This is a genomic window from Serratia sp. PF-27 (assembly GCF_030053255.1).
Classification (GTDB): Bacteria; Pseudomonadota; Gammaproteobacteria; order Enterobacterales; family Enterobacteriaceae; genus Serratia; species Serratia bockelmannii.
This window is the reverse complement of record NZ_JASGBT010000020.1, coordinates 26,861-47,740: the sequence shown is the minus strand read 5'-3', so window position 1 is coordinate 47,740 and position 20,880 is coordinate 26,861. Positions and strand designations below refer to the sequence as shown.

Here is a 20,880-nt window from a genome sequence, read left to right as displayed (position 1 = left end):
GCTGCCTACATCTCCAGAAAGTTTTTCAACAGTTGCGCGCCGGCCGCTCCAGATCGTTCTGGATGAAACTGCACGCCGAAGAAGTTGTCTTTTTGCACGGCGGCGGTGAAGGGCTCGCCGTAGTTCGCCTGGGCGATGGTGCTGGGGCATATCGGCATCGCATAGCTGTGTACGAAATAGAAGTAGGCGCCGTCATCGATGCCGCGGAACAGATGGTGGCCCGCCTGCGCGGATACCTGGTTCCAACCCATGTGCGGCAGCGGCAGGCCGAAGTCGGTCATCTGCTTTACCGGCGTATCCATGAGGCCGAGCGTCGTCACGCCGCCGTTCTCTTCGCTGTTGGCCGCCAGCAGCTGCATGCCGAGGCAGATGCCCAGCACCGGCTGAGTGCAGGCCCTGATCAGTTCGATCAGATCGCGTTCGCGCAGCTGATCCATCGCCGCCTGCGCGGTGCCGACGCCCGGCAGGAACAGCTTGTCGGCGCGCAGCACGATCTCCGGATCGCGGCTCACTTCCGGCTGATAGCCCAGGCGCCGCACCGCATAGGTGACGGAGGCCAGGTTGGCGCAGCCGGTATCCAAAATCACCACGTTCATCACAGCACTCCTTTCGAGCTCGGCAGGGTATTGCCCTCGACGCGGATCGCCTGGCGCAGCGTGCGGCCAAACACTTTGAACAGGCTCTCGACCCGGTGGTGGTCGTTTTTGCCTTTGGTCTTCAGGTGCAGCGTGCAGCCCATGGTGTAGGAGAGCGAGCGGAAGAAGTGCTCGACCATTTCAGTGCTGAGATCGCCGACGCGCTGATAGTTGAACTCGGCCTTGTACTCCAGGTGCGGGCGGCCGGAGATATCCAGCGCGCAGCGCGCCAGGCATTCGTCCATCGGTAACACGAAGCCGAAGCGGGCAATACCGCGCTTGTCGCCCAGTGCCTTGTTCAACGCTTCACCCAGCGCCAGGCCGGTGTCCTCTACGGTGTGGTGATCGTCGATATACAGGTCGCCTTTGACGTCGATCTCCATGCGGAAGCCGCCGTGGGTGGCGATCTGATCCAGCATGTGGTCGAAGAAGCCGACGCCGGTTTTGATTTTGCTGCCGCCTTCGCGATCCAGCCAGACGTTGACATCGATCTGCGTCTCTTTGGTCACGCGGTTAACCCGCGCATGACGGTCGCGCAGGGTCAGCTGGCGCACGATCTCTTTCCAGCCCAGCACGCCGCGCTGGTAGCGCAGCCCCTGAATGCCCATGTTTTCTGCCAGCTGCACGTCGGTCGGCCGATCGCCGATCACGTAGCTGTGCGCGGTATCGAGCACGCCGGGTTCCAGGTAGCCCTTCACCAGCGCGGTTTTCGGCTTGCGGCAGTCGCAGTTGTCCGCCGGCAGGTGCGGGCAGATCAGCACATCGGCGAACTGAATGCCCTGCGAGCTGAGGATCTGCATCATCAGGTTGTGCGGCGGATCGAAGGTTTCCTGAGGGAAACTGGCGGTGCCGAGCCCATCCTGATTGGTGATCATCACCAGCTGATACCCCGCCTGTTGCAGCGCCAGCAGGGAAGGGATCACGTCTGGCTCGAGCGCCAGCTTGTCCAGGCGGTCAACCTGGAAATCTTCCGGTGGCTCGGCGATCAGCGTGCCGTCACGATCGATAAAGAGGATTTTTTGGCTCACATTGGCTCCTGGCGAGTCGGGTTGGCGCCGGGTAGGGCGGACAAGGCGTCCACCACGCGTTGACATTCGTCGCGGGTGCCTATGGTGATGCGCAGGCAGCCGGACAACCCGGGCTGTTTGTTTTGGTCTCGTAAGATAATGCCCTGATCCCACAAGCTTTTAAACACATTACTTGCGGCGGTGAAGCGGGCCAGCAGGTAATTGCTGTCGCTGGCGAAAACCTGCTCGACGCAGGCGCATTTCTCCAGCTGTTGCTGCAGCCAGCTGCGGGTGGCGGCGATATCGGTGACGCGCTGGCGCATGGTGCGGATACCTTCTTCGCTCAGCGCCTGCGCGGCGATATCCGCCACCGGCGTCGAAAGCGGGTAAGGCGCGATCACCTTCAGCAGCAGGGCAATCAGATCTTCATTGGCGAGCGTAAAGCCGCAGCGCAGGCCGGCCAGCGCAAAGGCCTTCGACAGCGTGCGCAGGATAGCCAGGTGCGGATAGTCGCTCAGCCAGCCGGCCACCGTGGCCTGCGGGCAAAACTCGATATAGGCTTCGTCCACCGCGACGATCGCCTTGCCCTTGGCCAGCTCTAGCAGGCTGCGCAGAGAGTCAGGGTCGATCAGGTTGCCGGTTGGGTTGTTCGGGCTGCAGACGTAGATCAGCTTCACGTTGTCCATGCTGTCTGCGATGGCCGGCAGATCCAGCTGCCAGTCTTCTTTGGCGGCCACGGTGCGGCGCTCCACGCCGAAGGTTTCGGCGCTGACGGCGTACATGCCGTAGGTCGGCGGGCAGAACAGAATGGCGTCTTTGCCCGGCTCGCAGAAGGCGCGGATCAGCAGCTCGATGCCTTCATCGGCGCCGCGGCTGACCAGCACCTGCTCTTTCTTGACCCCGGCATAGGCGGCGTAGCGTTCGATCACCTGCGCCGGCTGGCACTCCGGATAGCGGTTGAAGGTTTGCGCGGTCAGCTGGAATTCCGGTGCGATCGGGTATTCGTTGGCGTTCAGCCACACGTCGCCCTTACCGCCGAGGCGGCGCGCCGATTGATAAGGGGTCAGCTCGCGAACGTTGGCGCGCGCCAGTTTTTCGATGCTCATGCTTGCTCCTTCAGGGCGGCGACGCGCAGGGTCACGGCGTTCTTGTGGGCGATCAGCTGCTCGGCGGCAGCCAGCGTCTCGATGGTGGCGGCCAGGTTGCTGAAGCCCTGCGGCGTCAGCTCCTGCACCGTCATGCGTTTTTGAAAATCGGCCAGCCCCAGGCTGGAGCAGGTGGCGGTGTAGCCGTAGGTCGGCAGCACGTGGTTGGTGCCGGAGGCGTAATCGCCGGCGGACTCCGGCGACCAGTCGCCGAGGAACACCGAACCGGCGCTGGTGATGCCGTCCACCAGTTCGCGCGCATTACGGGTCTGAATAATCAGGTGCTCCGGGCCGTAGCGGTTGCTGATCGCCACGCACTCAGTCAGATCGCGCGCTACGATCAGGCGGCTGCTCGCCAGCGCCTGGCGTGCGGTGTCGGCGCGCGGCAGCTCGGCCAGCTGGCTTTCCACCGCTTCGGCCACCGCCTGCGCCATCGCCGCGTCCGGCGTCAGCAGGATCACCTGCGAATCCGGGCCGTGTTCGGCCTGCGACAGCAGATCGGAAGCGACGAACGCCGGGGTGGCGCCGGCGTCGGCGATCACCAGCACTTCAGAAGGGCCGGCCGGCATGTCGATGGCCGCGCCGTCGAGGCGCTGGCTGACCTGCCGCTTAGCTTCGGTCACGAAGGCGTTGCCCGGCCCGAAGATCTTCGCCACGCGCGGCACGCTTTCGGTGCCGAACGCCAGGGCGGCGATCGCCTGCGCGCCCCCGACCTGAAACACTTCCTGCACGCCGCACAGCTGCGCCGCATACAGGATCTCATCGGCGATCGGCGGCGGTGAGCACAGCACCACCCGGCGGCAACCGGCGATGCGCGCCGGCGTCGCCAGCATCAGTACGGTGGAGAACAGCGGCGCTGACCCGCCGGGAATATACAGGCCCACCGAGTCGATTGGGCGGGTCACCTGCTGGCAGCGCACGCCTGGCTGCGTTTCGACGTCCACCGGCGGCAGTCGCTGCGCGTTGTGGAAGGTTTCCACGTTGGCGACGGCCACCGCCATCGCCTGTTTGATATCATCACCCAACCGCGCGGCGGCGGCGGCGATCTGCTCGGCGCTGACGCGCAGCGCCGAGACTTCCGCCTTGTCGAAACGGGCGCTGTAGTCGCGCAGCGCCCGATCGCCATTGGCCTTCACGTTGTCGAGGATCTCACTCACCGTGCGGGTGATGCTGTCGGAGGCGGCGATTGCCGGGCGCATCAGCAGCTCAGCCTGGCGTTCGGCGCTGCACGTTGCCCAATCGATCGGCGTGTTGAAGGTCGACATGGCGTTACTCCATCATCTTTTCAATCGGTAGCACCAGAATCGAGCTGGCGCCGAGCGCTTTCAGTTTTTCCATGGTTTCCCAGAACAGGGTTTCGCTGCTGACCATGTGCATCGCCACGCGATTCTGCGCGCCGGCCAGCGGCAGAATGGTCGGGCGTTCGGCGCCCGGCAGCAGCGCGACGATCTCGTCCAGCTTCTCGCTCGGCGCGTGCAGCATGATGTATTTGGATTCGCGCGCCTGGATCACGCCCTGAATGCGGGTCATCAGGCGGTCAATCAGCTGCTGTTTGGCTTCAGGCATTTCGCCGTCGCGCTGGATCAAGCAAGCTTTGGAGCGGTAGATCACCTCCACTTCGCGCAGGCCGTTGGCCTCCAGCGTGGCGCCGGTAGAGACCAGATCGCAGATGGCGTCGGCCAGGCCGGCGCGCGGCGCGACTTCCACCGAGCCGTTCAGCAGGCAAGATTTGAAGCGCACGCCTTGTTTGTCGAGGTATTGCTTCAGCAGGTGCGGATAAGAGGTGGCGATGCGGGCGTCCTGCAGGCTTTGCGGGCCGGCGTATTCGGCGTCGAGTGGGGTGGCCAGCGACAGGCGGCAGCCGCCGAAATCGAGGCGGCGCAGGGTGAAGTAACGCGGGTCTTCACCCTGGGCGCGGCGGCTGAGCAGCTCTTCTTCCAGCACGTTCTCGCCGATGATGCCGAGATCGACCACGCCGTCCATCACCAGGCCCGGGATGTCGTCGTCGCGCACGCGCAGGATATCGATCGGCATGTTTTCGGCGAAGGCGATCAGACGCTGCTGCTGCAGGTTGATCTTGATGCCGCAGCGTGCCAGCAGTTCCTGGGATTCATCGCTCAGGCGGCCCGACTTCTGCATTGCGATCCGTAAACGTGTCTTGTCCAGCATGGTAACCTCTGTTTAATCTGTAATTTTTTGAATTTATTGTAAAAAACTTTCTTTTCTGTCTGTCCGGAGCCAAAAAAAAACCCTCGGAAGAAATCTTCCGAGGGCTCTCTCTTGCGTTCTGCGCGCCACTGGAAGATTAACAAACCGTCTTCCAGCACACATCGCCTGAAAGACTAGTCAGGGTGATGGTGATGATGGTGGTTGAACTGAACGCGTGTCATGGTGTTTTTCTCTAATCAAAAGCCGGTAAAAACCGTATGCCAATTAAGCTAAACTATCCGCTGTCCACCGTGCAACCCTTTTTTAACGTCATAAATTTAATTTATTGAAACAGGTTGAGTTATTAGCCACACACGGCTTTACCTAACCTTAAGCCGGGCAGATTGTATCGCCGTGTACAGTGGCGTAGCCTTAGGGGCAGGGCGCTGCGATCTTCAGGAGAGGAAGAGGATGAAAAAGGTAGCCATTATTGGTTTAGGTTGGCTGGGCATGCCGTTGGCGTTATCGCTGATGGGCCGCGGGTATGATGTGGTCGGCAGCAAAACCACGCCGGACGGCGTCGAGGCCGCGCGCATGAGCGGCATTGAATGCTATCAACTGGAGCTGACGCCGGAGCTGGTGTGCGATCCGGACGATCTGGAATCGCTGCTGCGCGTGGATGCGCTGGTGGTGACGCTGCCCGCTCGCCGTACCGTCGAAGGCAGCGAGAACTATTTCAATGCGGTGCGTATGCTGGTGGACAGCGCGATGGCCTTTGGCGTGCCGCGGGTGATCTTTACCAGTTCCACCTCGGTGTACGGCGAAACTGCCGGCACGCTGCGCGAAGAGTCGCCGCTGCGGCCGGTCTCGCCATCGGGCCGGGTGTTGGCCGAGCTGGAGCGCTGGCTGCATGAATTGCCGAACACCTCGGTGGACATTCTGCGGCTGGCGGGGCTGGTGGGCGCCGATCGTCACCCCGGCCGCTTCCTGGCGGGTAAACTCGACGTGAAGGGCGGGTCGCAGGGGGTGAATTTGGTGCACCAGGACGACGTCATCGCCGCCATCCAACTGCTGCTGAAGTTGCCGAAGGGCGGTCACGTGTACAACCTGTGCGCGCCGCATCATCCGGCCAAACGCGAATTTTATCCTGCGTTGGCCGAACAGCTGCACCTAGCGCCGCCGCAGTTCGCCGACGAAGCGGATCAGGATGAGCGGCTGGTGGACGGCAACCGCATCTGCAACGAGCTGGGTTTTGAGTACCAGTATCCCGATCCGGCGCGTATGCCGGTCAGTTAAGGCGGCATACGTTGTTTAAAGCGGGAAAAGGTGGCTCGTCACAAAGTCGACGAACAGCCTGATTTTGACTGACAGGTGGCGGCCCGACGGCCAGAGGACATGAAAAACCATGTTCTCGCGGTCGTAGTCATCCAAAACCGTCACCAGGCTGCCCTGTTCCAGCTGTCTGCGCACGGCGATCTCCGGCAAATAAGCGATGCCCAGCCCTTGTTCGGCGAAGCATACCTGCGGATCGAGGGTATTTGTCACCATGCTGGCCGGCCGTTCGGGGATTATCTCCGTCTTGTCTCCCAGCGGCCAGACATCCAGTTTGCCGGTGCTGGGAAAGCGATAATGCAAACGGGCATGGCTGGTCAGATCCTCGGGCTTGCGCGGCATACCCACTTTGCTGAAATAACCCGGTGCGCCAACGAAAACCTTGCGGCAGGTACCCAGCCGGCGGGCAACCAGCCGTGAATCGCTCGGGGTTCCGCTGCGGATAACGGCATCGAAACCTTCCTCAATCACGTCAACCAGCCGATCCGAATAATCAATATCCAGCTCGATCTCAGGATAGCGGCGCTTGAAGTCCCCCAGTTTTGGCATGAAAAGCGTGCCCAGCGACGGGAGACTGATGCGCAGCTTGCCCTGAGGTGTTCCCCGCGTTTGCAACAGTTCGGCTTCCGCCTCTTTCACCTCACTCAAAATGCGTCGGCACCTTTCCAGAAACAAGGCCCCTTCCGGTGTCAGGTTGACCGTGCGGGTAGAACGGTGAAACAGGCGCACGCTGAGTCGTTCCTCCAGCCGGGCGATGGTCTTGCTGACCGCCGAGGCGGAGATCCCCAGCTGTTGCCCGGCCGCCGTGAAACTGCGGCTTTCACTGACCCGCACGAAAACGTCGAGAGAACCCAGACTTTCCATAGGCTTCCATTCTATTGATGAACTTTATGTCATGAGTGTTGTTCACTTTAGCCTGTTTTTCTTTTATCAGCGAGTGGGCAGCATGATGCAAACGTCATCCGCGATGGGCGGAAACATCTTTGAATGGGGAGTGATTAATGAATCAAACGACGATATCTGCGCCTGCCGAGGGCATCGATCGGTTGCCGCTGGGCGGCCTGCTGGCGTTGGCGATGGCCGCTTTTATCACGCTGCTGACCGAGATCATGCCGGCGGGCGTGCTGTCTTCGATCGCGGGCGATTTGAACGTATCTGAAAGCCTGGCGGGGCAGTTCATCACCGCCTATGCGGTGGGCGCGTTGGTCGCCGCTATTCCGCTGACCGCATTGACGCAAGGTATGCGGCGCCGCCCCTTGCTCTTGAGCGCGATCGGCGGTTTTGCCATCGTTAACCTCGTCACGGCGCTGTCGAACGATTATCACGTCTCATTGGCGACGCGTTTCTTCGCCGGCGTTTTCGGCGGCATCGTTTGGTCTTTGCTGGCTGGTTATGCGGTGCGTATGTCACCGGCCCACCTTGGCGGCCGCGCTATTGCGATCTCCGGCGCCGGCGCCACCCTGGCGCTGGTGCTCGGCGTACCGCTCGGCACGTTGCTTGGCCGAGCCATCGGCTGGCAGGGCGCCTTTGGTCTGATGACGTTGATGGCGCTGGTGCTCGTGGTGTGGATCATCGCCATCGTGCCGGATTTCCCCGGTCAGGCTAAGGCGCATCGGCCGTCTCTGAGCGGCGTATTCTTGCAACGGGGGATCCGCGCCGTGCTGTTTGTGGTGTTCACCTTCATCGTTGCCCATAACATTCTGTATATCTACCTGGAGCCTTTCCTCAAGCCATCGGGGTTGTCCGAGCGGGTCGATATCGTTCTGTTTATCTTCGGGCTGGGCGCGATTGCCGGATTGGGCGTCGCCGGGATGCTGGTCGATCGGCGAGTCCAATCTCTTACGGTGATGAGTATCGTCATCTTTGCTCTCGCTGCCGTGCTGCTGGGGAGTGGGGGACGGATGATCCCGATGGTCTATCTCTCCGTCGCATTGTGGGGCGTGGCTTTCGGCGGTTTCGCCACCCTCACGCAGACGGCATTGTCACGCCTTTCCGGTCGCGCGGCCGACGTGGCGCAGTCCATGTATACGACGGGCTGGAATACCGCCGTGGCAGCCGGTGGCGCGGTCGGCGGCATGTTGCTCGACAAGGGCGGGGCGCCCTCTTTCGCCTGGGCCATCATCGGATTACTCGTCCTGTCTTTAACCGGCACGCTGTTTGCCATGAATCGGGCGCTGGCCTCTCAGCGATGAGGTGATGGGCGTGCGGCGCGCGCCAAATCCTCCAGCAGCGCGTTCAGCGCCTCGTCGGGCTGGACGGGGCGGCTGACCAGGCTGAGCGTGGCGCGGTATGAGAGCGCCGTACCGCCCAACTGCCGAAGCAGCCCCTGTTCCACCCAACGCGCCGCGTAGTGGGTGGGCAAATAGCCGAGACAGGTGCCGCTCAGCACCAGATGGGCGACGCTTTCCATATGGTGGGCCACCGCGGCCAGATGCGGCGGCGCGATCGGGCACAGCTGCTGTGCCAGCAGGTAGCCGCGCTTGACCCAGCGCGCGTTTTCAATCTGCTCGCGCCCCGGTTCTTCTACCGCGAACAGCGGGTGATCCCTACTGCAGTAGATCGCCTGCGTCTCCTCCAGCCACGGCTGATAACGCAACGCCTCCAGCTGCTGGCCGAAGTAGCCGATGCCCAGATCGAGCTGCCGGTGCAGCAACCCTTGTTCAATCTCGTTCGGCGAACAGATGCGGCACTGCAATTGCACGTCCTGATGTCGGCGTTGGAAGTGTTGGATGGCCTGACTGAACGGATTGCCCGGCAGCGAAACCAGATTATCCACCAGACCGATCTGCAGATCGCCGGTCAGCAGGCCGTTCAGCGACTGGCTGACCCGGGTGAAGTCGCGGGCGGCGTTGAACAGCGAGCGGCAGGCGATCAGCATGCGTTCGCCCTTGGGCGTCAGCCGGAAGCCGGAGCGGCCGCGTTGACACAGGCGAAAACCCAGCCGGGTTTCCAGCGAGGCCAGGTGGGTGCTGATGGTGGATTGGTTCATCAACAGCGCTTCCTGTGCGGCGCTGACGCCTTGGGCTTCCGCCACCGCGACGAACACCCGCAGCAGTTTCAGATCGATATCGCTTAGGTTGGTGAGCATCGCCCCCTCCGCAGAACGTCGGCCGGTTAACCCATTTTTAACATCGAAGAAATAGGTGCGGCGCTGAAGATATGGTCTTCCTTATGGCATGAATTTGAAATAAAAATCAATACTTCAATAGGTTAGTTGCATCGCGTTTTCCGATGTTTACATGCAAAAGCGGGAATGGTAGCCGAGGCGGCCAACGGGGTAGTCTGCGAATGTTGCTCAAATGTTTCAATTCATCGCAGATCAAGACAAGGATACGCCATGCTGAACCAACCCCAAAGCGGTAACGACATGCCGCGCTTTGCCGGTATTCCCACCATGATGCGCCTGCCCGCCGCCGAACAGGCGCACGGTCTGGACGCCGCCTTTGTCGGCATTCCGCTGGATATCGGCACCTCCAACCGCAGTGGCACCCGCTATGGCCCGCGCCAGATCCGCCAGGAATCGGTGATGATCCGTCCCTACAACATGGGCACCGGTTCCGCCCCGTTCGAACGGCTGCAGGTGGCCGATCTGGGGGATGTCGCCATCAACCCTTACAGCCTGGCGGACAGCGTGCAGCGCATCGAGGCGGCTTATCACGAGATCCTGGCACACGGCTGCATGCCGTTGACGCTCGGCGGCGACCACACCCTGACGCTGCCGGTGCTGCGCGCCGTCGCCCGCCGACATGGCCCGGTCGGACTGATCCACGTCGATGCGCATTCCGATACCAATGAGGAGATGTTCGGCGAACAGCTGGCGCACGGCACCACCTTCCGCCGCGCGTTTGAGGAGGGGCTGCTGGCGCCCGAAAAGGTGGTGCAGATTGGCCTGCGCGGCAGCGGCTATGCGGCGGATGACTTCGATTGGTCACGGCGCCAGGGCTTCCGCGTGGTGCCGGCCGAGGCCTGCTGGCACCGGTCGCTGACGCCGCTGATGGCGGAGATCCGCGAGCAGATGGGCGATGCGCCGGTTTACCTCAGCTTCGATATTGACGGGTTGGATCCGGCCTTTGCGCCGGGTACCGGCACGCCGGAGGTCGGCGGGCTGTCGGTTTGGCAGGGGCTGGAGATCGTACGCGGTTGCCGCGGGCTGAACCTGGTGGGCGGCGATGTGGTGGAAGTGTCGCCGCCTTACGATCGCTCCGGTAACACGGCGCTGCTGGCCGCCAACCTGCTGTTTGAAATGTTGTGCGTGCTGCCGGCCCGCTGAGGCCGGCGTACTGACCCTACCGGCGGAGCGGTTGCGTCGGGCCCCCTGATAACAATAACAACGGAGTGGAGGTACCCATGAATCTCGATCTGCTGGTTGTGGTGATTTACTTTCTGGTGATAGGCGCGGTGGGATGGATGGGCATTCACCGCGCCAATTCCAAAGAGGCATATCTGGTGGCCGGGCGCAACCTGGGGCCGGGGCTGTATCTGGGCACGCTGTCGGCGGTGGTGCTCGGCGGCGCGTCGACCATCGGCAGCGTCAAGCTCGGCTACACCTACGGCATCTCCGGCGTCTGGCTGTGCGGCGCGCTCGGGCTGGGCATCGTGGTGTTGAGCCTGGTGCTGGCCAAGCCGCTGCTCAAACTGAAGCTGTATACCGTCAGCCAGGTGCTGTCGCGGCGTTATCACCCGGCCGCGCGGGTCACCAGCGGCGCGATCATGCTGGCGTATGACCTGATGGTGGCGGTGACCTCGATCATCGCCATCGGCAGCGTGATGCAGGTGATGTTCGGCCTGTCGTTCAGCGCGTCTATCCTGCTTGGCGGCGGGCTGGTGGTGCTGTATTCAACGCTGGGGGGCATGTGGTCGCTGACGCTGACCGACATCATTCAGTTCATCATCATGACCGTCGGCATGATGCTGGTGCTGATGCCGATGAGCATCGTCAAGGCCGGCGGCTGGGAGGCGTTCACCAGCCTGCTGCCCGCCGGTTACTACCAGCTGTCGTCGATCGGGCTGGACACCATTCTGGTGTTCTTCCTGATCTACTTCTTCGGCATTCTGATCGGCCAGGACATCTGGCAGCGGGTGTTCACCGCCCGCAGCGCCAATGTGGCGCGCTTCGCCGGGCTGGGCGCGGGCGTCTATTGCGTGCTGTACGGCGTGACCGGCGCGCTGATCGGCATGGCCGGCAAGATCGTGCTGCCGTCGCTCAGCAACACCGACGGCGCCTTCGCCGCTATCGCGCAGGCGGTGTTGCCGGTCGGCGTCAGCGGGCTGGTGGCCGCCGCGGCGTTGGCGGCGCTGATGTCTACCGCCAGCGCCTGCCTGCTGGCGTCTTCCACCATCGCGCTGGAGGACGTATTGCCGGCCATCCGCCGCAAACCTTCCGGCGGGCTGGCCGCCGGGCGCTTCACCACGCTTTTCATGGGCGTGGTCATGCTGGGGCTGGCGTTTGTGGTGCGCGACGTGCTGGCGGCGCTGACGCTGGCTTACAACCTGTTGGTGGGGGGCATGTTGATCCCGTTGGTGGGGGCGATCTTCTGGCCGCGCGCTACCAGCGCCGGCGCGATTGCCAGCATGCTGACCGGCAGCCTGTGTGTGGTGGGGCTGATGATCTGGCACGGCATCGATGCCAACAGCCCGATCTACGGCGGTCTGCTGGGCGGCGGCGTCGCCTTCGTGTTGGGCAGCCTGTTGAGCCGCCCGGCAGCGCAGCTGCAGCCGCAAACCGAGCGTTGAAACGACGAGGTGGGACATGAACAATCGCAATGTGGCGTCACGCCCAAAAATTGAAGTGCGCTCGATAGACTATGTGCCCCGTCACGAGCGGCATGGCAAGGTTTGGCATCAGGCGCCGTTTTGGTTTACCGGTAATTTCGTTTTGACGACGATGGTGGTCGGTTTCAGCGGCCCGGCGTTGGGGTTGGGCGCGCTTTATTCGATGCTGGCCATTGCCGTCGGCGTGGGGTTCGGCACGTTCTTCATGGCGTGTCATGCCAATCAGGGGCCGCGCATGGGGCTGCCGCAGATGATCCAGTCACGGGCCCAATTCGGCCTGCGTGGCGCCATCGTTCCCTTTGCCGCCGTGGTGTTTGTTTACATCGGTTTCAACGTGTTCAACGTTATTCTCGCGACCGATGCGATCAACACGGTGTTGCCGGGCCACCGTCTGCCTTGGTATGCGTTGCTGATCGCGGTGGCCGTGCTGTTGGCGATCGTCGGCCACGACATGCTCCATGCGGTGCAGCGCTGGCTGACCTATGTGATGATGGCAGTGTTCGGCGTGCTGACGGTCGGCGCCGTGTTGTCGCTGCGGATGGACGCCGTCGTCGGCGCTGGGCATTTTTCGTGGGCGGCCTTTTTGATTCAGCTGTCGGCCGCCGCCGGCTATCAAATCAGCTACGCAGTGTACGTTTCCGACTACTCGCGTTATTTACCGCATGAAACGCCGTCGGCCAACGTGATCTTTTGGACTTACCTGGGGGCGGCCGGATCGGCGCTTTGGCTGATGTCGCTGGGCGCGTTTCTGGCTTCAGCCTTACCGGCCCCCGATGCGATCGGCAGCGTACAGGCGGTGGGTAATGCCGTCTATCCTGGGTTTGGCACGTTGGCCGTGCTGATCGCCGTGCCCTCGCTGGTCGGTATCATGGCGGTCAACTGTTATGGCGCAATGCTGACCAGCCTCAGCGCGATTGACGCGTTCCGTAAAGTGACGCCAACGTTGAAATTACGCATGGCCGGCATTGGCGTCGTCGCTATGACGGTGTTTGCGGTGGCGTTGGCCATCCCGGCGAGCTATCTCGCCAGCTTCAATACCTTCGTACTGCTGATGCTGTATTTTCTGGTGCCCTGGACGGCGGTGAACCTGATGGACTTTTACGTGGTGCGCGGCGGGCATTACGCGATAGGTGAAATCTTCAACCCGTCGGGGATCTACGGCCGCTGGGGCGGCTCCGGTCTGACGGCTTACGCGGTCGGTCTGCTGGCGATGGTGCCGTTCATGACGTTGGGCTTTTACACCGGTCCCTTTGCTGTTTTACTGGGCGGCGCGGATATCGCTTTTCTGATCGGCCTGCTGGTGGCCGGGAGCGTTTATGTCGTAATGTGCCGTAAGCTCGATCTTGAAGCCGAACGGCGGGTGGCGTTGCGCTGCGAGGGGTTATTGGAAGGAGAACCGGAGTGAAGGAAAAAATCAGCGTCGCATGCTGCCAGTTAGCGTTGCGGGTAGGGGAAGCGGAGCACAATCGGGCGCTGTCCGCCCAGGCTATCCGCCGGGCGGCGCAGCACGGCGCCAACGTCATCGTGTTGCCGGAGTTGGTGAACAGCGGCTACGTGCTGCGCGATAAGGCGGAGGCGCTGGCGTTGGCCGAGGCCGAAGACGGGCCTAGCCTCAGCCTGTGGGGGGGACTGGCGCGTGAGCTGGATGTGGCGATCGTCGCCGGTTTCTGCGAGCGCCTGCCCGAGGGTGAGGTGGCCAACAGCGCGGCATTGATCGATGCGCAGGGGGTGAGGGCGATTTATCGCAAGGCCCACCTGTGGCATGAAGAGAGCACGATCTTTACCGCCGGCGATCGGCCACCGCCGGTCGTCGAGACCCGCTTTGGCCGCTTGGCGGTGATGATCTGTTACGATCTCGAATTCCCTGAGTGGGTGCGGCTGCCGGCGTTGGCCGGCGCTCAACTGCTGTGCGCGCCGGTCAACTGGCCGCTGGCGCCGCGCCCGCAGGGTGAACGGCCGGCGGAGATGGTGAAGGCGCAGGCCAACGCCGCCGTCAATCGGCTGTTCATCGCGGTATGCGATCGCTGCGAAACGGAGCGCGGCGTTGCGTGGATCGGCGGATCGGTGATCGTCGACGCCGATGGTTATCCGTTGACGCAGAGCCTGGAGGGTGAAGGCATGGTGCTGGCATCGATGGATATCGGCGTAGCCGATGACAAGCACATTGGCCGCCACAATCACGTGCATCGCGATCGGCGGCCGATGCTGTATTAAAGCGGCGGGGCGGTCGGTGGACCCGGCTGCCCCGCAGAGCGTCTTTGCCGGCGGGAAAAGCCGCCGTTTGGGCGCTACAGCCAGCCCGATTTCTTCAGCTTCTGATACAGGAAAATGCAGCCGACGGCGGTCACTCCCAGCGTGGCGTGATAGGCCCACGGGAATTTCAGTTCCGGCATGTCGGCGAAGTTCATGCCATACAGGCTGAAGACCACCGTCGGGATGGCCAAAATCGCCCCCCAGCCCGCCAGCCGTTTCACCACTTCGTTCTGTTTGACCGTCACCAGCGCCAGGTTGACGTGCATGGCGTTGGTCAGCATTTCGCGCATGTCATCGATGTTGCTGACCACCTGATGCGCGTGATCCTGCACGTCGCGCACGTAGGCGCGCAGCTCCTTCGGGATCACCTCTTCGTGCAGGCGGATCAGCTGATTGCAGATTTCATCCATCGGCAGCGCGGCGTTGCGCAGCGCCAACAGGTGGCGGCGCAGGGTATAGACGTTCTCGATCGCCGCCTGATCGAACTCCGACTGGAACATGTTGGCTTCGATGTTCTCGATGGTGCTCTCGAAGCGCGTCACCACGCTGCGGTAGTTATCCACCACGAAGTCCAACACCGAATAGAGGGCAAAGCCCGGCCCGTGGCACATCTGCTTGTGGTTCTCTTCCGCCTTGGCGCGGATCGGCGCGTAGCTGGGCGAGGCGCCGTGGCGCACCGTCACCAGAAAGTTTTTGCCGACGAAGAAGTGGGTTTCGCCGTATTCTATTTCGTCGTGTTCGCCCCACTGCGCGGTTTTCACCACGATGAACAGCGAGTCGCCGTAGGTTTCCAGCTTCGGCCGCTGATGCGCGCACAGCGCGTCTTCGATCGCCAGATCGTGCAGGCCAAACTCCTCCTGCACCTTGCGCATAAACGCCGGCTCCGGCTGCCGCAGCCCCAGCCAGACGAAGGTGTCCGGCTGTTTGACCACCTCACTGATATCGTCGATGGTCACTTCGCCCAGCCGTTGGCCGGCTTTGTACGCCACACAGTTCACCACCATGCTTTTGCTGTCCATCCGTCCATCCATTAATCAGTCAGGGTTTTGGTGAGAAAATAACACTCATGTTCCACCGGATAATCTTTCAGCGTCATTTGCAGCTGATAGCCGAGCTTTTCGTAGAACGGCCGCGCCTGGAAGCTGAAGGTGTCGAGGCGAGCGTAGCGGCAGCCGCGCGCCTGCGCCTCGCGTTCGGCGGCGCGCATCAACCGGCCGCCGAGGCCGCTGCCGCGCTGGGAGTCCGCCACCCACAGCCACTCGACGCTCAGCCAGTTGCCCCAGGTTTCGGCGGTCAGGCCGCCGATCACCGTACCGGCTTCGTCGCGCGCATAGACGCTGAGCGGCTTGCGGTGGCTGGCGTCGATATGCGGCAGGTTGTAAGCGCGCAGCCCTTGCCTGATCGCATCGAGGGTTTGTTCGTCAATCGCGTCGGTAACGGTAATGTCCATTTTTCCTCCTGGGTGATGCGTTAACTTAAGCACACTACGGCCAAAAGGCAACCTATTGAAATGTAATGCAAACGACCACATCCGCTGAGTGGGCTACACTAAACGGGTCATTTTCACCCCAGGAGGACACCATGCCCCGATTGACTCTGCTGGCCGGTTTGCTGCTGTGCAGCGGCCTGCTGCACGCCGCGCCGACGGTCAGCCAACTGCAGGACGGCCTGGAACACCCGTGGTCGCTGGCCTTCTTGCCGGCGGAACAAGGCCTGCTTATCACAGAACGGCCCGGCCGGCTGCGGCTGTGGCAGCAGGGCAAAGGCCTGTCGCCGCCGATCGCCGGCGTGCCGCAGGTTTACGCCGAGGGGCAGGGCGGCCTGCTGGAGGTGTTGCCGGCCCCCGACTTCGCCGCCAGCCGCCGGGTATACCTCAGCTTCGCCGAACCGGGCGAGGGCGGCAAAGCCGGCACGGCGGTCGGCTATGGCCGCCTGAGCGACGATGGCGCGCGGCTGGAGAACTTCAAGGTGATCTTCCGTCAGCAGCCCAAGCTGTCGGTCGGCAATCACTTCGGCGGCAAGCTGGCGTTCGACAGGCAAGGCTACCTGTTTATCGCGCTGGGTGAAAACAACCAGCGGCCGACGGCGCAGGAAACCGACAAACTGCAGGGCAAGCTGGTGCGGCTGACCGCCGAGGGCGCGATACCACCAGATAATCCCTGGGTCGGCCAGGCAGGTAAACGCCCGGAGGTCTGGTCTTACGGCCACCGCAATCCGCAAGGGCTGGCATTGAACCCGTGGAGCGGCGCGATCTGGGAACACGAGCACGGCCCGCGCGGCGGCGATGAGCTCAACATCCCGCTGCCGGGTAAAAACTACGGCTGGCCGCTGGCCACCTACGGCATCAACTATTCCGGCCAGCCGATCCCGGAGGCGAAAGGAGAGCGGGTGCCCGGCACCGAACAACCGCAGCACTATTGGCGAGTCTCGCCCGGCCTCAGCGGCATGGCATTCTATGACGGGCAGCGCTTCCCTGCCTGGCGTCACTCGCTGTTCATCGGCGCGTTGGCGCAAAAGGAACTGATTCGCCTGACGCTGGAGGGTGACAAAGTGGTGGCGGAAGAGCGGCTGCTGGGCGATCGCGGCGAACGCATCCGCGAGGTGCGCAGCGGGCCGGACGGCTACCTGTATCTGCTGACGGACGAACGGGACGGCAAGCTGCTGAAGGTCGGGGCGTCATAACGCCCCGCACGCATCAGGTGAGTTCGCTCATCACGCCGCGCTGATAGGCCGGGCGATCGCGCAGCTGCTGATACCAGCGTTCCATGTTCGGCCGCGAGCGGCGGGCGATCGGCATCTCGAACCAGCCGTAGGCGAAGCTGCCGAGCGGAATATCGCCGAAGCCGAATGCGTCGCCGGAGAGGTAAGGTTGGTGCGCCAGCGTCTGTTCAATGACGTCGAAGTGTTTTTCCAGCGTGGCGATCGCCGCTTCGATTTTCGCCATGTCGCGCAGCTCCGGCGCGGTGCGGATCAGGCCCCAAAAGACGATGGTGAAGGCCGGAACGATGGTCGAGGTGGTCCAGTCCATCCATTTCTCGGCGGCGGCGCGCGCCTGCAGATCTTGCGGATAGAACGTCGCGTCGCCGAATTTCGCCGCCAGGTAGCGCACGATGGTGTTGGACTCCCACAGCACGAAGTCATCGTCCTGCAGCAGCGGCACCAGGCCGTTCGGGTTCAGCGCGCGGTAACTCTCTTCGTTGACCTTGCCGAACGCGCCGCCGGCGTTGATGTGGGTATAGCTCAGCCCCAGTTCGGCGGCGCACCACAGCACCTTCCTGACGTTGTTCGAATTCTCACGACCCCAAATGGTCAGCATGGGATAACTCCGTTAGCGGATTAAAGACCCTTAATACCTACGCCACAATGCGCTTTTTGTCACACCGCAGGGCATTTTTTGTCTGCCGATCAACGCTCCCAGCGGCACACTTCCCAGCCGTGCTCCGCCGCCAGCGCGCTCAGTTCGCTGTCGGGGTTGATCACCGTGGCGCTGTCGACGAATTGCAGCATCGCCTTGTCGTTGAGGGAATCGCTGTAGCCATGGCTGTGCTCGAACTTCAGGTGTGGATGCTGCGCCAGCCAGTGCTGCAGGCGGATCACCTTGCCCTGTTGGTAGGTCATGGTGCCGTAGGTGTTGCCGGTGAAGCGGCCGTCGCTGATTTCCACGCCGATCGCCAGCGCATCGTCGGCGCCGAGCTGTTCGGCGATCGGCGCCACCAGATGCTCGCCGGTGGCGGAGATCACCAGGATGCAGTCGCCGCGTTCGCGGTGCCACTGCAGGCGCTCGCGGGCGGCGGGATAGACGCGCGGCAGGATGTCGCGGCGAATGTAGCGTTGCACCCAGCCGGCCACGGTTTGCACGCTCAGGCCGGTCAGCGGCGCCAGCGTGGCCTGCATGTAATCCTCCATCGACAGCTTGCCTTGATAATAGAGCTGCATTAGCTGCTGCTCCTGCAGCTCCAGCTCCGCCGGCGCGAAGCCCTGGCCGACCAGCCAGCGGATCCACAGGCTGGCGCTGTCATCGTCAATCAGGGTTTCATCCAGGTCGAATAAGGCTAAATCCATCAGTATTTCTCCGGCAGGCAGGGTATGAGGTCGTTTACAGGATAGCGGATAGCGCCCATCGCCAGCCAGCGGCGTCGGCGAAATTGCGCAGAGCATAAGAAACATTGATGACGGTTTTGCGACAGTTTGTTGAACGTTTGCATAACTTAGAACGCAACAATATTGGCCGCCCCGGCGAGCGCGGTGATAACTATGGGGCAAACGCAGCTACCCGCTGGAGAGAGACAATGTTGATTATTCGCCTGTATGGCAGCCCGATCGCGATCGGGGAAGAAGAGGAACCGCATGATGACGCACCTGACGACGCTGAAGACGCTGCCGCTGCTGGATCTTTCGCAGCTTGACGGCGATGCGCGCCGGCGGCGCGCCTTTCTCGACGATCTGCGCGCGGCGGCCCGCGACGTCGGCTTTTTCTATCTGCGCGGCCACGGCGTGGACGGCGCACTGAATGCGCGGTTGCAGCACGCCGCGCGGCAATTTTTCGCGCTGCCGGAAGCCGACAAGCTGGCGGTGCAGATGGTGCATTCGCCGCACTTTCGCGGTTACAACCGGGCGGCGGCGGAGCTCACGCGCGGGCAGCCTGACTGGCGCGAGCAGTTCGATATCGGCGCCGAACGCCCGGCGCTGACGTTGTCTGATGACACGCCGCGCTGGGCGCGCCTGCAGGGGCCAAACCAGTGGCCAGCGGCGCTGCCGACGCTGAAACCGCTGCTGCTGCAGTGGCAACAGGCGATGACCGCCATGTCGCTGCGGCTGCTGCGCGCTTTCGCGCTGGCACTGTCGCTGCCGGAGCAGGCTTTCGATCGCTTATACGGCGAGAAGCCCAACGAGCACATCAAACTGATCCGCTACCCGGGGCGGGAGGCTACCGGCAGCGCACAGGGCGTCGGTGCCCACAAGGACTCCGGCTTTCTCAGCTTCCTGCTGCAGGACGCGCAAAAAGGGCTGCAGGTGGAGGTGAGCGAAGGGCGGTGGATAGACGCGCAGCCGCATGAAGACACTTTCGTGGTGAACATCGGCGAGCTGCTGGAGCTGGCGACCAACGGCTATCTGCGCGCCACGGTGCACCGGGTGGAGACGCCGCCGGCGGGGCGCGACAGGTTGTCGATCGCGTTCTTCCTCGGCGCACGGCTGGACGCGGTGGTGCCGCTGTATCAACTGCCGCCGCCGCTGGCGGCGCAGGCTCGGGGCCCGGCTAGCGATCCGCTCAACCCGCTGCTGCGCGACGTGGGGTATAACTACCTGAAAGGCCGCATCCGTTCCCACCCCGATGTGGCACAGCGCTTTTATCGGGACGTCATCGGCGTCTGAACATCAGGCACAAAAAAGCCCGGCGCGCCGGCCGGGCTGATGGCGATTGATTCAGGTGATTATTCCGCCAGCGCCTGCTGCAGATCGGCGATCAGATCTTCCACATCCTCAATCCCTACCGACAGGCGCACCAGCTGCGGCGTGATGCCGGTTGCCAGGCGCTGTTCCAGCGGAATGGAGGCGTGCGTCATGCTGAACGGCTGGCTAATCAGGCTTTCCACGCCGCCCAGGCTTTCTGCCAGGGTGAACAGGCGCGAACGCTGGATGACCCGACGCGCATAGGCGTCGTCGCCTTTCAGCCGTACCGAGATCATGCCGCCGAAGCGCGTCATCTGGCGTGCCGCCAGCTCTTGCTGCGGATGGCTCGGCAGGCCGGGATAGTAGACGTTTTCCACCTGCGGCTGGCTCTCCAGCCACTGGGCGATGCGCAGCGCGCTGTCGCTGTGGCGCTGCATGCGCAGGGCCAGGGTGCGAATGCCGCGCAGCGTCAGGAAGCTGCTGAACGGATCGAGAATGCCGCCGACCGCGTTTTGCAGGAAGCCGAGCTGTTCCGCCAGCGCCGGGTTATCCCCCACCGCCGCGACGCCCGCCACCACGTCGGAGTGGCCGTTGAGGTATTTGGTGGCGGAGTGCACCACCACGTCAAAACCTAGATCCAGCGGACGTTGCAGATACGGCGAGGCGAAGGTGTTGTCCGCCACGCTGATGAGCTGATGCTTTTTGGCGATCGCGGCGATGGCGCTCAGATCCGCCAGCTTGAGCAGCGGGTTGGTCGGCGTTTCGACCCAGATCATTTTGGTATCCGGTTCGATCGCCTGTTCCAGCCCGGCGAGATCCGCCGGCGACACGTAAGTCACGCGCAGGCCGGCGGTGCGACTGCGCACTTTTTCCAGCAGGCGATAGGTGCCGCCGTACAGGTCGTCTACCGCGATCAGGTGGCTGTCTTTATCGAGCAGCTCCAGCACCGTGGAGCAGGCCGCCAGACCGGAGGCGAAGGCGTAGCCGCGGCTGCCGCCTTCCAGTTCGGCGATGGCGCTTTCCAGCGCTGTGCGCGTCGGGTTGGCGCTGCGGGAGTATTCGTAGCCGGTATGCTCGCCCGGTGCCGGTTGGGCGTAGGTGGAGGTGGCGTAAATCGCCGGCATCACTGCGCCGGTCGCGTCCGGGGTGTAACCGGCGTGAACGGTCAACGTATCAAACTTGGCCATAATGGGTCCT

22 protein-coding genes and 1 other annotated feature are annotated in these 20,880 nt (G+C 62.9%); of the genes, 9 read left to right on the top strand and 13 right to left on the bottom strand.

Features of this window, described 5'->3' with window-relative positions; translation table 11 throughout:
- Nucleotides 1-5: 5 nt before the first annotated feature.
- The 6 genes from hisH to hisL all read right to left on the bottom strand — a co-directional run bounded on the left by hisH (nt 6) and on the right by hisL (nt 5,177).
- Nucleotides 6-596: an imidazole glycerol phosphate synthase subunit HisH gene (gene hisH / locus QMZ29_RS13225; protein ID WP_147823015.1), complete on the bottom strand. Its 591-nt coding sequence runs from the start codon at nt 594-596 to the stop codon at nt 6-8.
- Entirely contained in the window at nt 596-1,663 is a 1,068-nt protein-coding gene (gene hisB / locus QMZ29_RS13220; RefSeq protein ID WP_015377254.1) for a bifunctional histidinol-phosphatase/imidazoleglycerol-phosphate dehydratase HisB, read from the bottom strand. The genes hisH and hisB overlap by 1 nt, the downstream gene beginning before the upstream one ends.
- The gene (gene hisC / locus QMZ29_RS13215) at nt 1,660-2,748 is read right to left on the bottom strand and encodes a histidinol-phosphate transaminase (RefSeq protein WP_147823016.1); all 1,089 of its coding nucleotides are present in this window, start codon (nt 2,746-2,748) and stop codon (nt 1,660-1,662) included. The genes hisB and hisC overlap by 4 nt, the downstream gene beginning before the upstream one ends.
- Entirely contained in the window at nt 2,745-4,052 is a 1,308-nt protein-coding gene (gene hisD / locus QMZ29_RS13210) for a histidinol dehydrogenase (RefSeq protein ID WP_025302191.1), read from the bottom strand. The genes hisC and hisD overlap by 4 nt, the downstream gene beginning before the upstream one ends.
- A gap of 4 nt (nt 4,053-4,056) precedes the next feature.
- Nucleotides 4,057-4,956: an ATP phosphoribosyltransferase gene (hisG, locus tag QMZ29_RS13205; protein ID WP_015377256.1), complete on the bottom strand. Its 900-nt coding sequence runs from the start codon at nt 4,954-4,956 to the stop codon at nt 4,057-4,059.
- Nucleotides 4,957-5,027: 71 nt separating this feature from the next.
- Nucleotides 5,028-5,154, bottom strand: a sequence feature (His leader region).
- Complete coding sequence (gene hisL, locus QMZ29_RS13200; RefSeq protein WP_100396937.1) at nt 5,130-5,177, bottom strand: his operon leader peptide; 48 nt, start codon at nt 5,175-5,177, stop codon at nt 5,130-5,132. It overlaps the preceding feature by 25 nt.
- 229 nt (nt 5,178-5,406) lie before the next feature.
- Here hisL and QMZ29_RS13195 point away from each other — a divergent pair, with 229 nt between their 5' ends.
- Nucleotides 5,407-6,231 carry an SDR family oxidoreductase gene (locus tag QMZ29_RS13195; protein WP_025302192.1) on the top strand — a complete coding sequence of 275 codons (825 nt, stop codon included), beginning with the start codon at nt 5,407-5,409 and terminating at the stop codon, nt 6,229-6,231.
- 15 nt (nt 6,232-6,246) lie between these two features.
- On the opposite strand, the gene QMZ29_RS13190 is transcribed toward QMZ29_RS13195, so the two are convergent.
- A complete protein-coding gene (locus tag QMZ29_RS13190; protein WP_060432756.1) occupies nt 6,247-7,131 on the bottom strand; it encodes a LysR family transcriptional regulator in 885 nt (294 codons plus the stop codon).
- A gap of 137 nt (nt 7,132-7,268) precedes the next feature.
- Here QMZ29_RS13190 and QMZ29_RS13185 point away from each other — a divergent pair, with 137 nt between their 5' ends.
- Nucleotides 7,269-8,459, top strand: coding sequence for an MFS transporter (locus QMZ29_RS13185; protein ID WP_261423765.1), 1,191 nt, complete (start codon nt 7,269-7,271; stop codon nt 8,457-8,459).
- On the opposite strand, the gene QMZ29_RS13180 is transcribed toward QMZ29_RS13185, so the two are convergent.
- Complete coding sequence (locus QMZ29_RS13180) at nt 8,450-9,355, bottom strand: LysR family transcriptional regulator (protein WP_025302195.1); 906 nt, start codon at nt 9,353-9,355, stop codon at nt 8,450-8,452. The two genes, QMZ29_RS13185 and QMZ29_RS13180, sit on opposite strands and share 10 nt — an antisense overlap.
- Before the next feature lie 249 nt (nt 9,356-9,604).
- Between QMZ29_RS13180 and speB the strand changes: the two genes are divergently transcribed.
- From speB to QMZ29_RS13160, 4 genes are all read left to right on the top strand, one after another.
- The gene (speB, locus tag QMZ29_RS13175) at nt 9,605-10,537 is read left to right on the top strand and encodes an agmatinase (RefSeq protein WP_043137848.1); all 933 of its coding nucleotides are present in this window, start codon (nt 9,605-9,607) and stop codon (nt 10,535-10,537) included.
- A gap of 77 nt (nt 10,538-10,614) precedes the next feature.
- Nucleotides 10,615-12,000 carry a sodium:solute symporter family protein gene (locus QMZ29_RS13170; RefSeq protein ID WP_025302197.1) on the top strand — a complete coding sequence of 462 codons (1,386 nt, stop codon included), beginning with the start codon at nt 10,615-10,617 and terminating at the stop codon, nt 11,998-12,000.
- A 16-nt stretch (nt 12,001-12,016) separates the two neighbouring features.
- Nucleotides 12,017-13,444, top strand: coding sequence for a purine-cytosine permease family protein (locus QMZ29_RS13165; protein ID WP_049205896.1), 1,428 nt, complete (start codon nt 12,017-12,019; stop codon nt 13,442-13,444).
- A complete protein-coding gene (locus QMZ29_RS13160; RefSeq protein ID WP_049207929.1) occupies nt 13,441-14,253 on the top strand; it encodes a nitrilase-related carbon-nitrogen hydrolase in 813 nt (270 codons plus the stop codon). Before QMZ29_RS13165 ends, QMZ29_RS13160 begins: the two co-directional genes overlap by 4 nt.
- Before the next feature lie 74 nt (nt 14,254-14,327).
- On the opposite strand, the gene QMZ29_RS13155 is transcribed toward QMZ29_RS13160, so the two are convergent.
- Both QMZ29_RS13155 and QMZ29_RS13150 read right to left on the bottom strand, forming a co-directional pair.
- On the bottom strand, nt 14,328-15,311 hold the full coding sequence (locus QMZ29_RS13155; protein ID WP_043137840.1) for a magnesium and cobalt transport protein CorA: 984 nt from the start codon (nt 15,309-15,311) through the stop codon (nt 14,328-14,330).
- 11 nt (nt 15,312-15,322) lie between these two features.
- Nucleotides 15,323-15,742, bottom strand: coding sequence for a GNAT family N-acetyltransferase (locus QMZ29_RS13150; RefSeq protein WP_197811208.1), 420 nt, complete (start codon nt 15,740-15,742; stop codon nt 15,323-15,325).
- Between the two features lie 131 nt (nt 15,743-15,873).
- On the opposite strand from QMZ29_RS13150, the gene QMZ29_RS13145 reads away from it, so the two are divergent.
- Nucleotides 15,874-16,974 (top strand): PQQ-dependent sugar dehydrogenase, encoded by a 1,101-nt coding sequence (locus tag QMZ29_RS13145; protein ID WP_197836374.1) that lies wholly within the window; start codon nt 15,874-15,876, stop codon nt 16,972-16,974.
- A 13-nt stretch (nt 16,975-16,987) separates the two neighbouring features.
- Here QMZ29_RS13145 and QMZ29_RS13140 read toward each other — a convergent pair whose 3' ends face one another.
- Both QMZ29_RS13140 and QMZ29_RS13135 read right to left on the bottom strand, forming a co-directional pair.
- Nucleotides 16,988-17,608, bottom strand: a complete 621-nt coding sequence (locus QMZ29_RS13140) for a glutathione S-transferase family protein (protein WP_060432761.1) — start codon at nt 17,606-17,608, stop codon at nt 16,988-16,990.
- Nucleotides 17,609-17,697: 89 nt separating this feature from the next.
- Entirely contained in the window at nt 17,698-18,354 is a 657-nt protein-coding gene (locus QMZ29_RS13135) for an HAD family hydrolase (RefSeq protein ID WP_004938759.1), read from the bottom strand.
- A gap of 107 nt (nt 18,355-18,461) precedes the next feature.
- Between QMZ29_RS13135 and QMZ29_RS13130 the strand changes: the two genes are divergently transcribed.
- Together QMZ29_RS13130 and QMZ29_RS13125 are read left to right on the top strand one after the other, a co-directional pair.
- Complete coding sequence (locus QMZ29_RS13130; RefSeq protein WP_261423752.1) at nt 18,462-18,698, top strand: hypothetical protein; 237 nt, start codon at nt 18,462-18,464, stop codon at nt 18,696-18,698.
- Nucleotides 18,643-19,665: an isopenicillin N synthase family dioxygenase gene (locus QMZ29_RS13125; RefSeq protein ID WP_261424352.1), complete on the top strand. Its 1,023-nt coding sequence runs from the start codon at nt 18,643-18,645 to the stop codon at nt 19,663-19,665. Before QMZ29_RS13130 ends, QMZ29_RS13125 begins: the two co-directional genes overlap by 56 nt.
- A gap of 59 nt (nt 19,666-19,724) precedes the next feature.
- Here QMZ29_RS13125 and QMZ29_RS13120 read toward each other — a convergent pair whose 3' ends face one another.
- Entirely contained in the window at nt 19,725-20,870 is a 1,146-nt protein-coding gene (locus tag QMZ29_RS13120; RefSeq protein ID WP_261423750.1) for a trans-sulfuration enzyme family protein, read from the bottom strand.
- Nucleotides 20,871-20,880 lie beyond the last annotated feature (10 nt).

What these genes read in the sequence shown, in the direction of transcription:
- QMZ29_RS13195 (WP_025302192.1), top strand. Translation starts at nt 5,407, where the DNA reads ATGAAAAAGGTAGCCATTATTGGTTTAGGTTGGCTGGGCATGCCGTTG.
- QMZ29_RS13140 (WP_060432761.1), bottom strand. Translation starts at nt 17,608, where the DNA reads ATGCTGACCATTTGGGGTCGTGAGAATTCGAACAACGTCAGGAAGGTG.
- QMZ29_RS13170 (WP_025302197.1), top strand. Translation starts at nt 10,615, where the DNA reads ATGAATCTCGATCTGCTGGTTGTGGTGATTTACTTTCTGGTGATAGGC.
- QMZ29_RS13190 (WP_060432756.1), bottom strand. Translation starts at nt 7,131, where the DNA reads ATGGAAAGTCTGGGTTCTCTCGACGTTTTCGTGCGGGTCAGTGAAAGC.
- speB (WP_043137848.1), top strand. Translation starts at nt 9,605, where the DNA reads ATGCTGAACCAACCCCAAAGCGGTAACGACATGCCGCGCTTTGCCGGT.
- QMZ29_RS13150 (WP_197811208.1), bottom strand. Translation starts at nt 15,742, where the DNA reads ATGGACATTACCGTTACCGACGCGATTGACGAACAAACCCTCGATGCG.
- QMZ29_RS13185 (WP_261423765.1), top strand. Translation starts at nt 7,269, where the DNA reads ATGAATCAAACGACGATATCTGCGCCTGCCGAGGGCATCGATCGGTTG.
- QMZ29_RS13180 (WP_025302195.1), bottom strand. Translation starts at nt 9,355, where the DNA reads ATGCTCACCAACCTAAGCGATATCGATCTGAAACTGCTGCGGGTGTTC.
- hisG (WP_015377256.1), bottom strand. Translation starts at nt 4,956, where the DNA reads ATGCTGGACAAGACACGTTTACGGATCGCAATGCAGAAGTCGGGCCGC.
- QMZ29_RS13165 (WP_049205896.1), top strand. Translation starts at nt 12,017, where the DNA reads ATGAACAATCGCAATGTGGCGTCACGCCCAAAAATTGAAGTGCGCTCG.
- QMZ29_RS13120 (WP_261423750.1), bottom strand. Translation starts at nt 20,870, where the DNA reads ATGGCCAAGTTTGATACGTTGACCGTTCACGCCGGTTACACCCCGGAC.
- QMZ29_RS13135 (WP_004938759.1), bottom strand. Translation starts at nt 18,354, where the DNA reads ATGGATTTAGCCTTATTCGACCTGGATGAAACCCTGATTGACGATGAC.
- QMZ29_RS13130 (WP_261423752.1), top strand. Translation starts at nt 18,462, where the DNA reads ATGACGGTTTTGCGACAGTTTGTTGAACGTTTGCATAACTTAGAACGC.
- hisH (WP_147823015.1), bottom strand. Translation starts at nt 596, where the DNA reads ATGAACGTGGTGATTTTGGATACCGGCTGCGCCAACCTGGCCTCCGTC.
- QMZ29_RS13145 (WP_197836374.1), top strand. Translation starts at nt 15,874, where the DNA reads ATGCCCCGATTGACTCTGCTGGCCGGTTTGCTGCTGTGCAGCGGCCTG.
- hisC (WP_147823016.1), bottom strand. Translation starts at nt 2,748, where the DNA reads ATGAGCATCGAAAAACTGGCGCGCGCCAACGTTCGCGAGCTGACCCCT.
- QMZ29_RS13155 (WP_043137840.1), bottom strand. Translation starts at nt 15,311, where the DNA reads ATGGACAGCAAAAGCATGGTGGTGAACTGTGTGGCGTACAAAGCCGGC.
- QMZ29_RS13125 (WP_261424352.1), top strand. Translation starts at nt 18,643, where the DNA reads ATGACGCACCTGACGACGCTGAAGACGCTGCCGCTGCTGGATCTTTCG.
- hisD (WP_025302191.1), bottom strand. Translation starts at nt 4,052, where the DNA reads ATGTCGACCTTCAACACGCCGATCGATTGGGCAACGTGCAGCGCCGAA.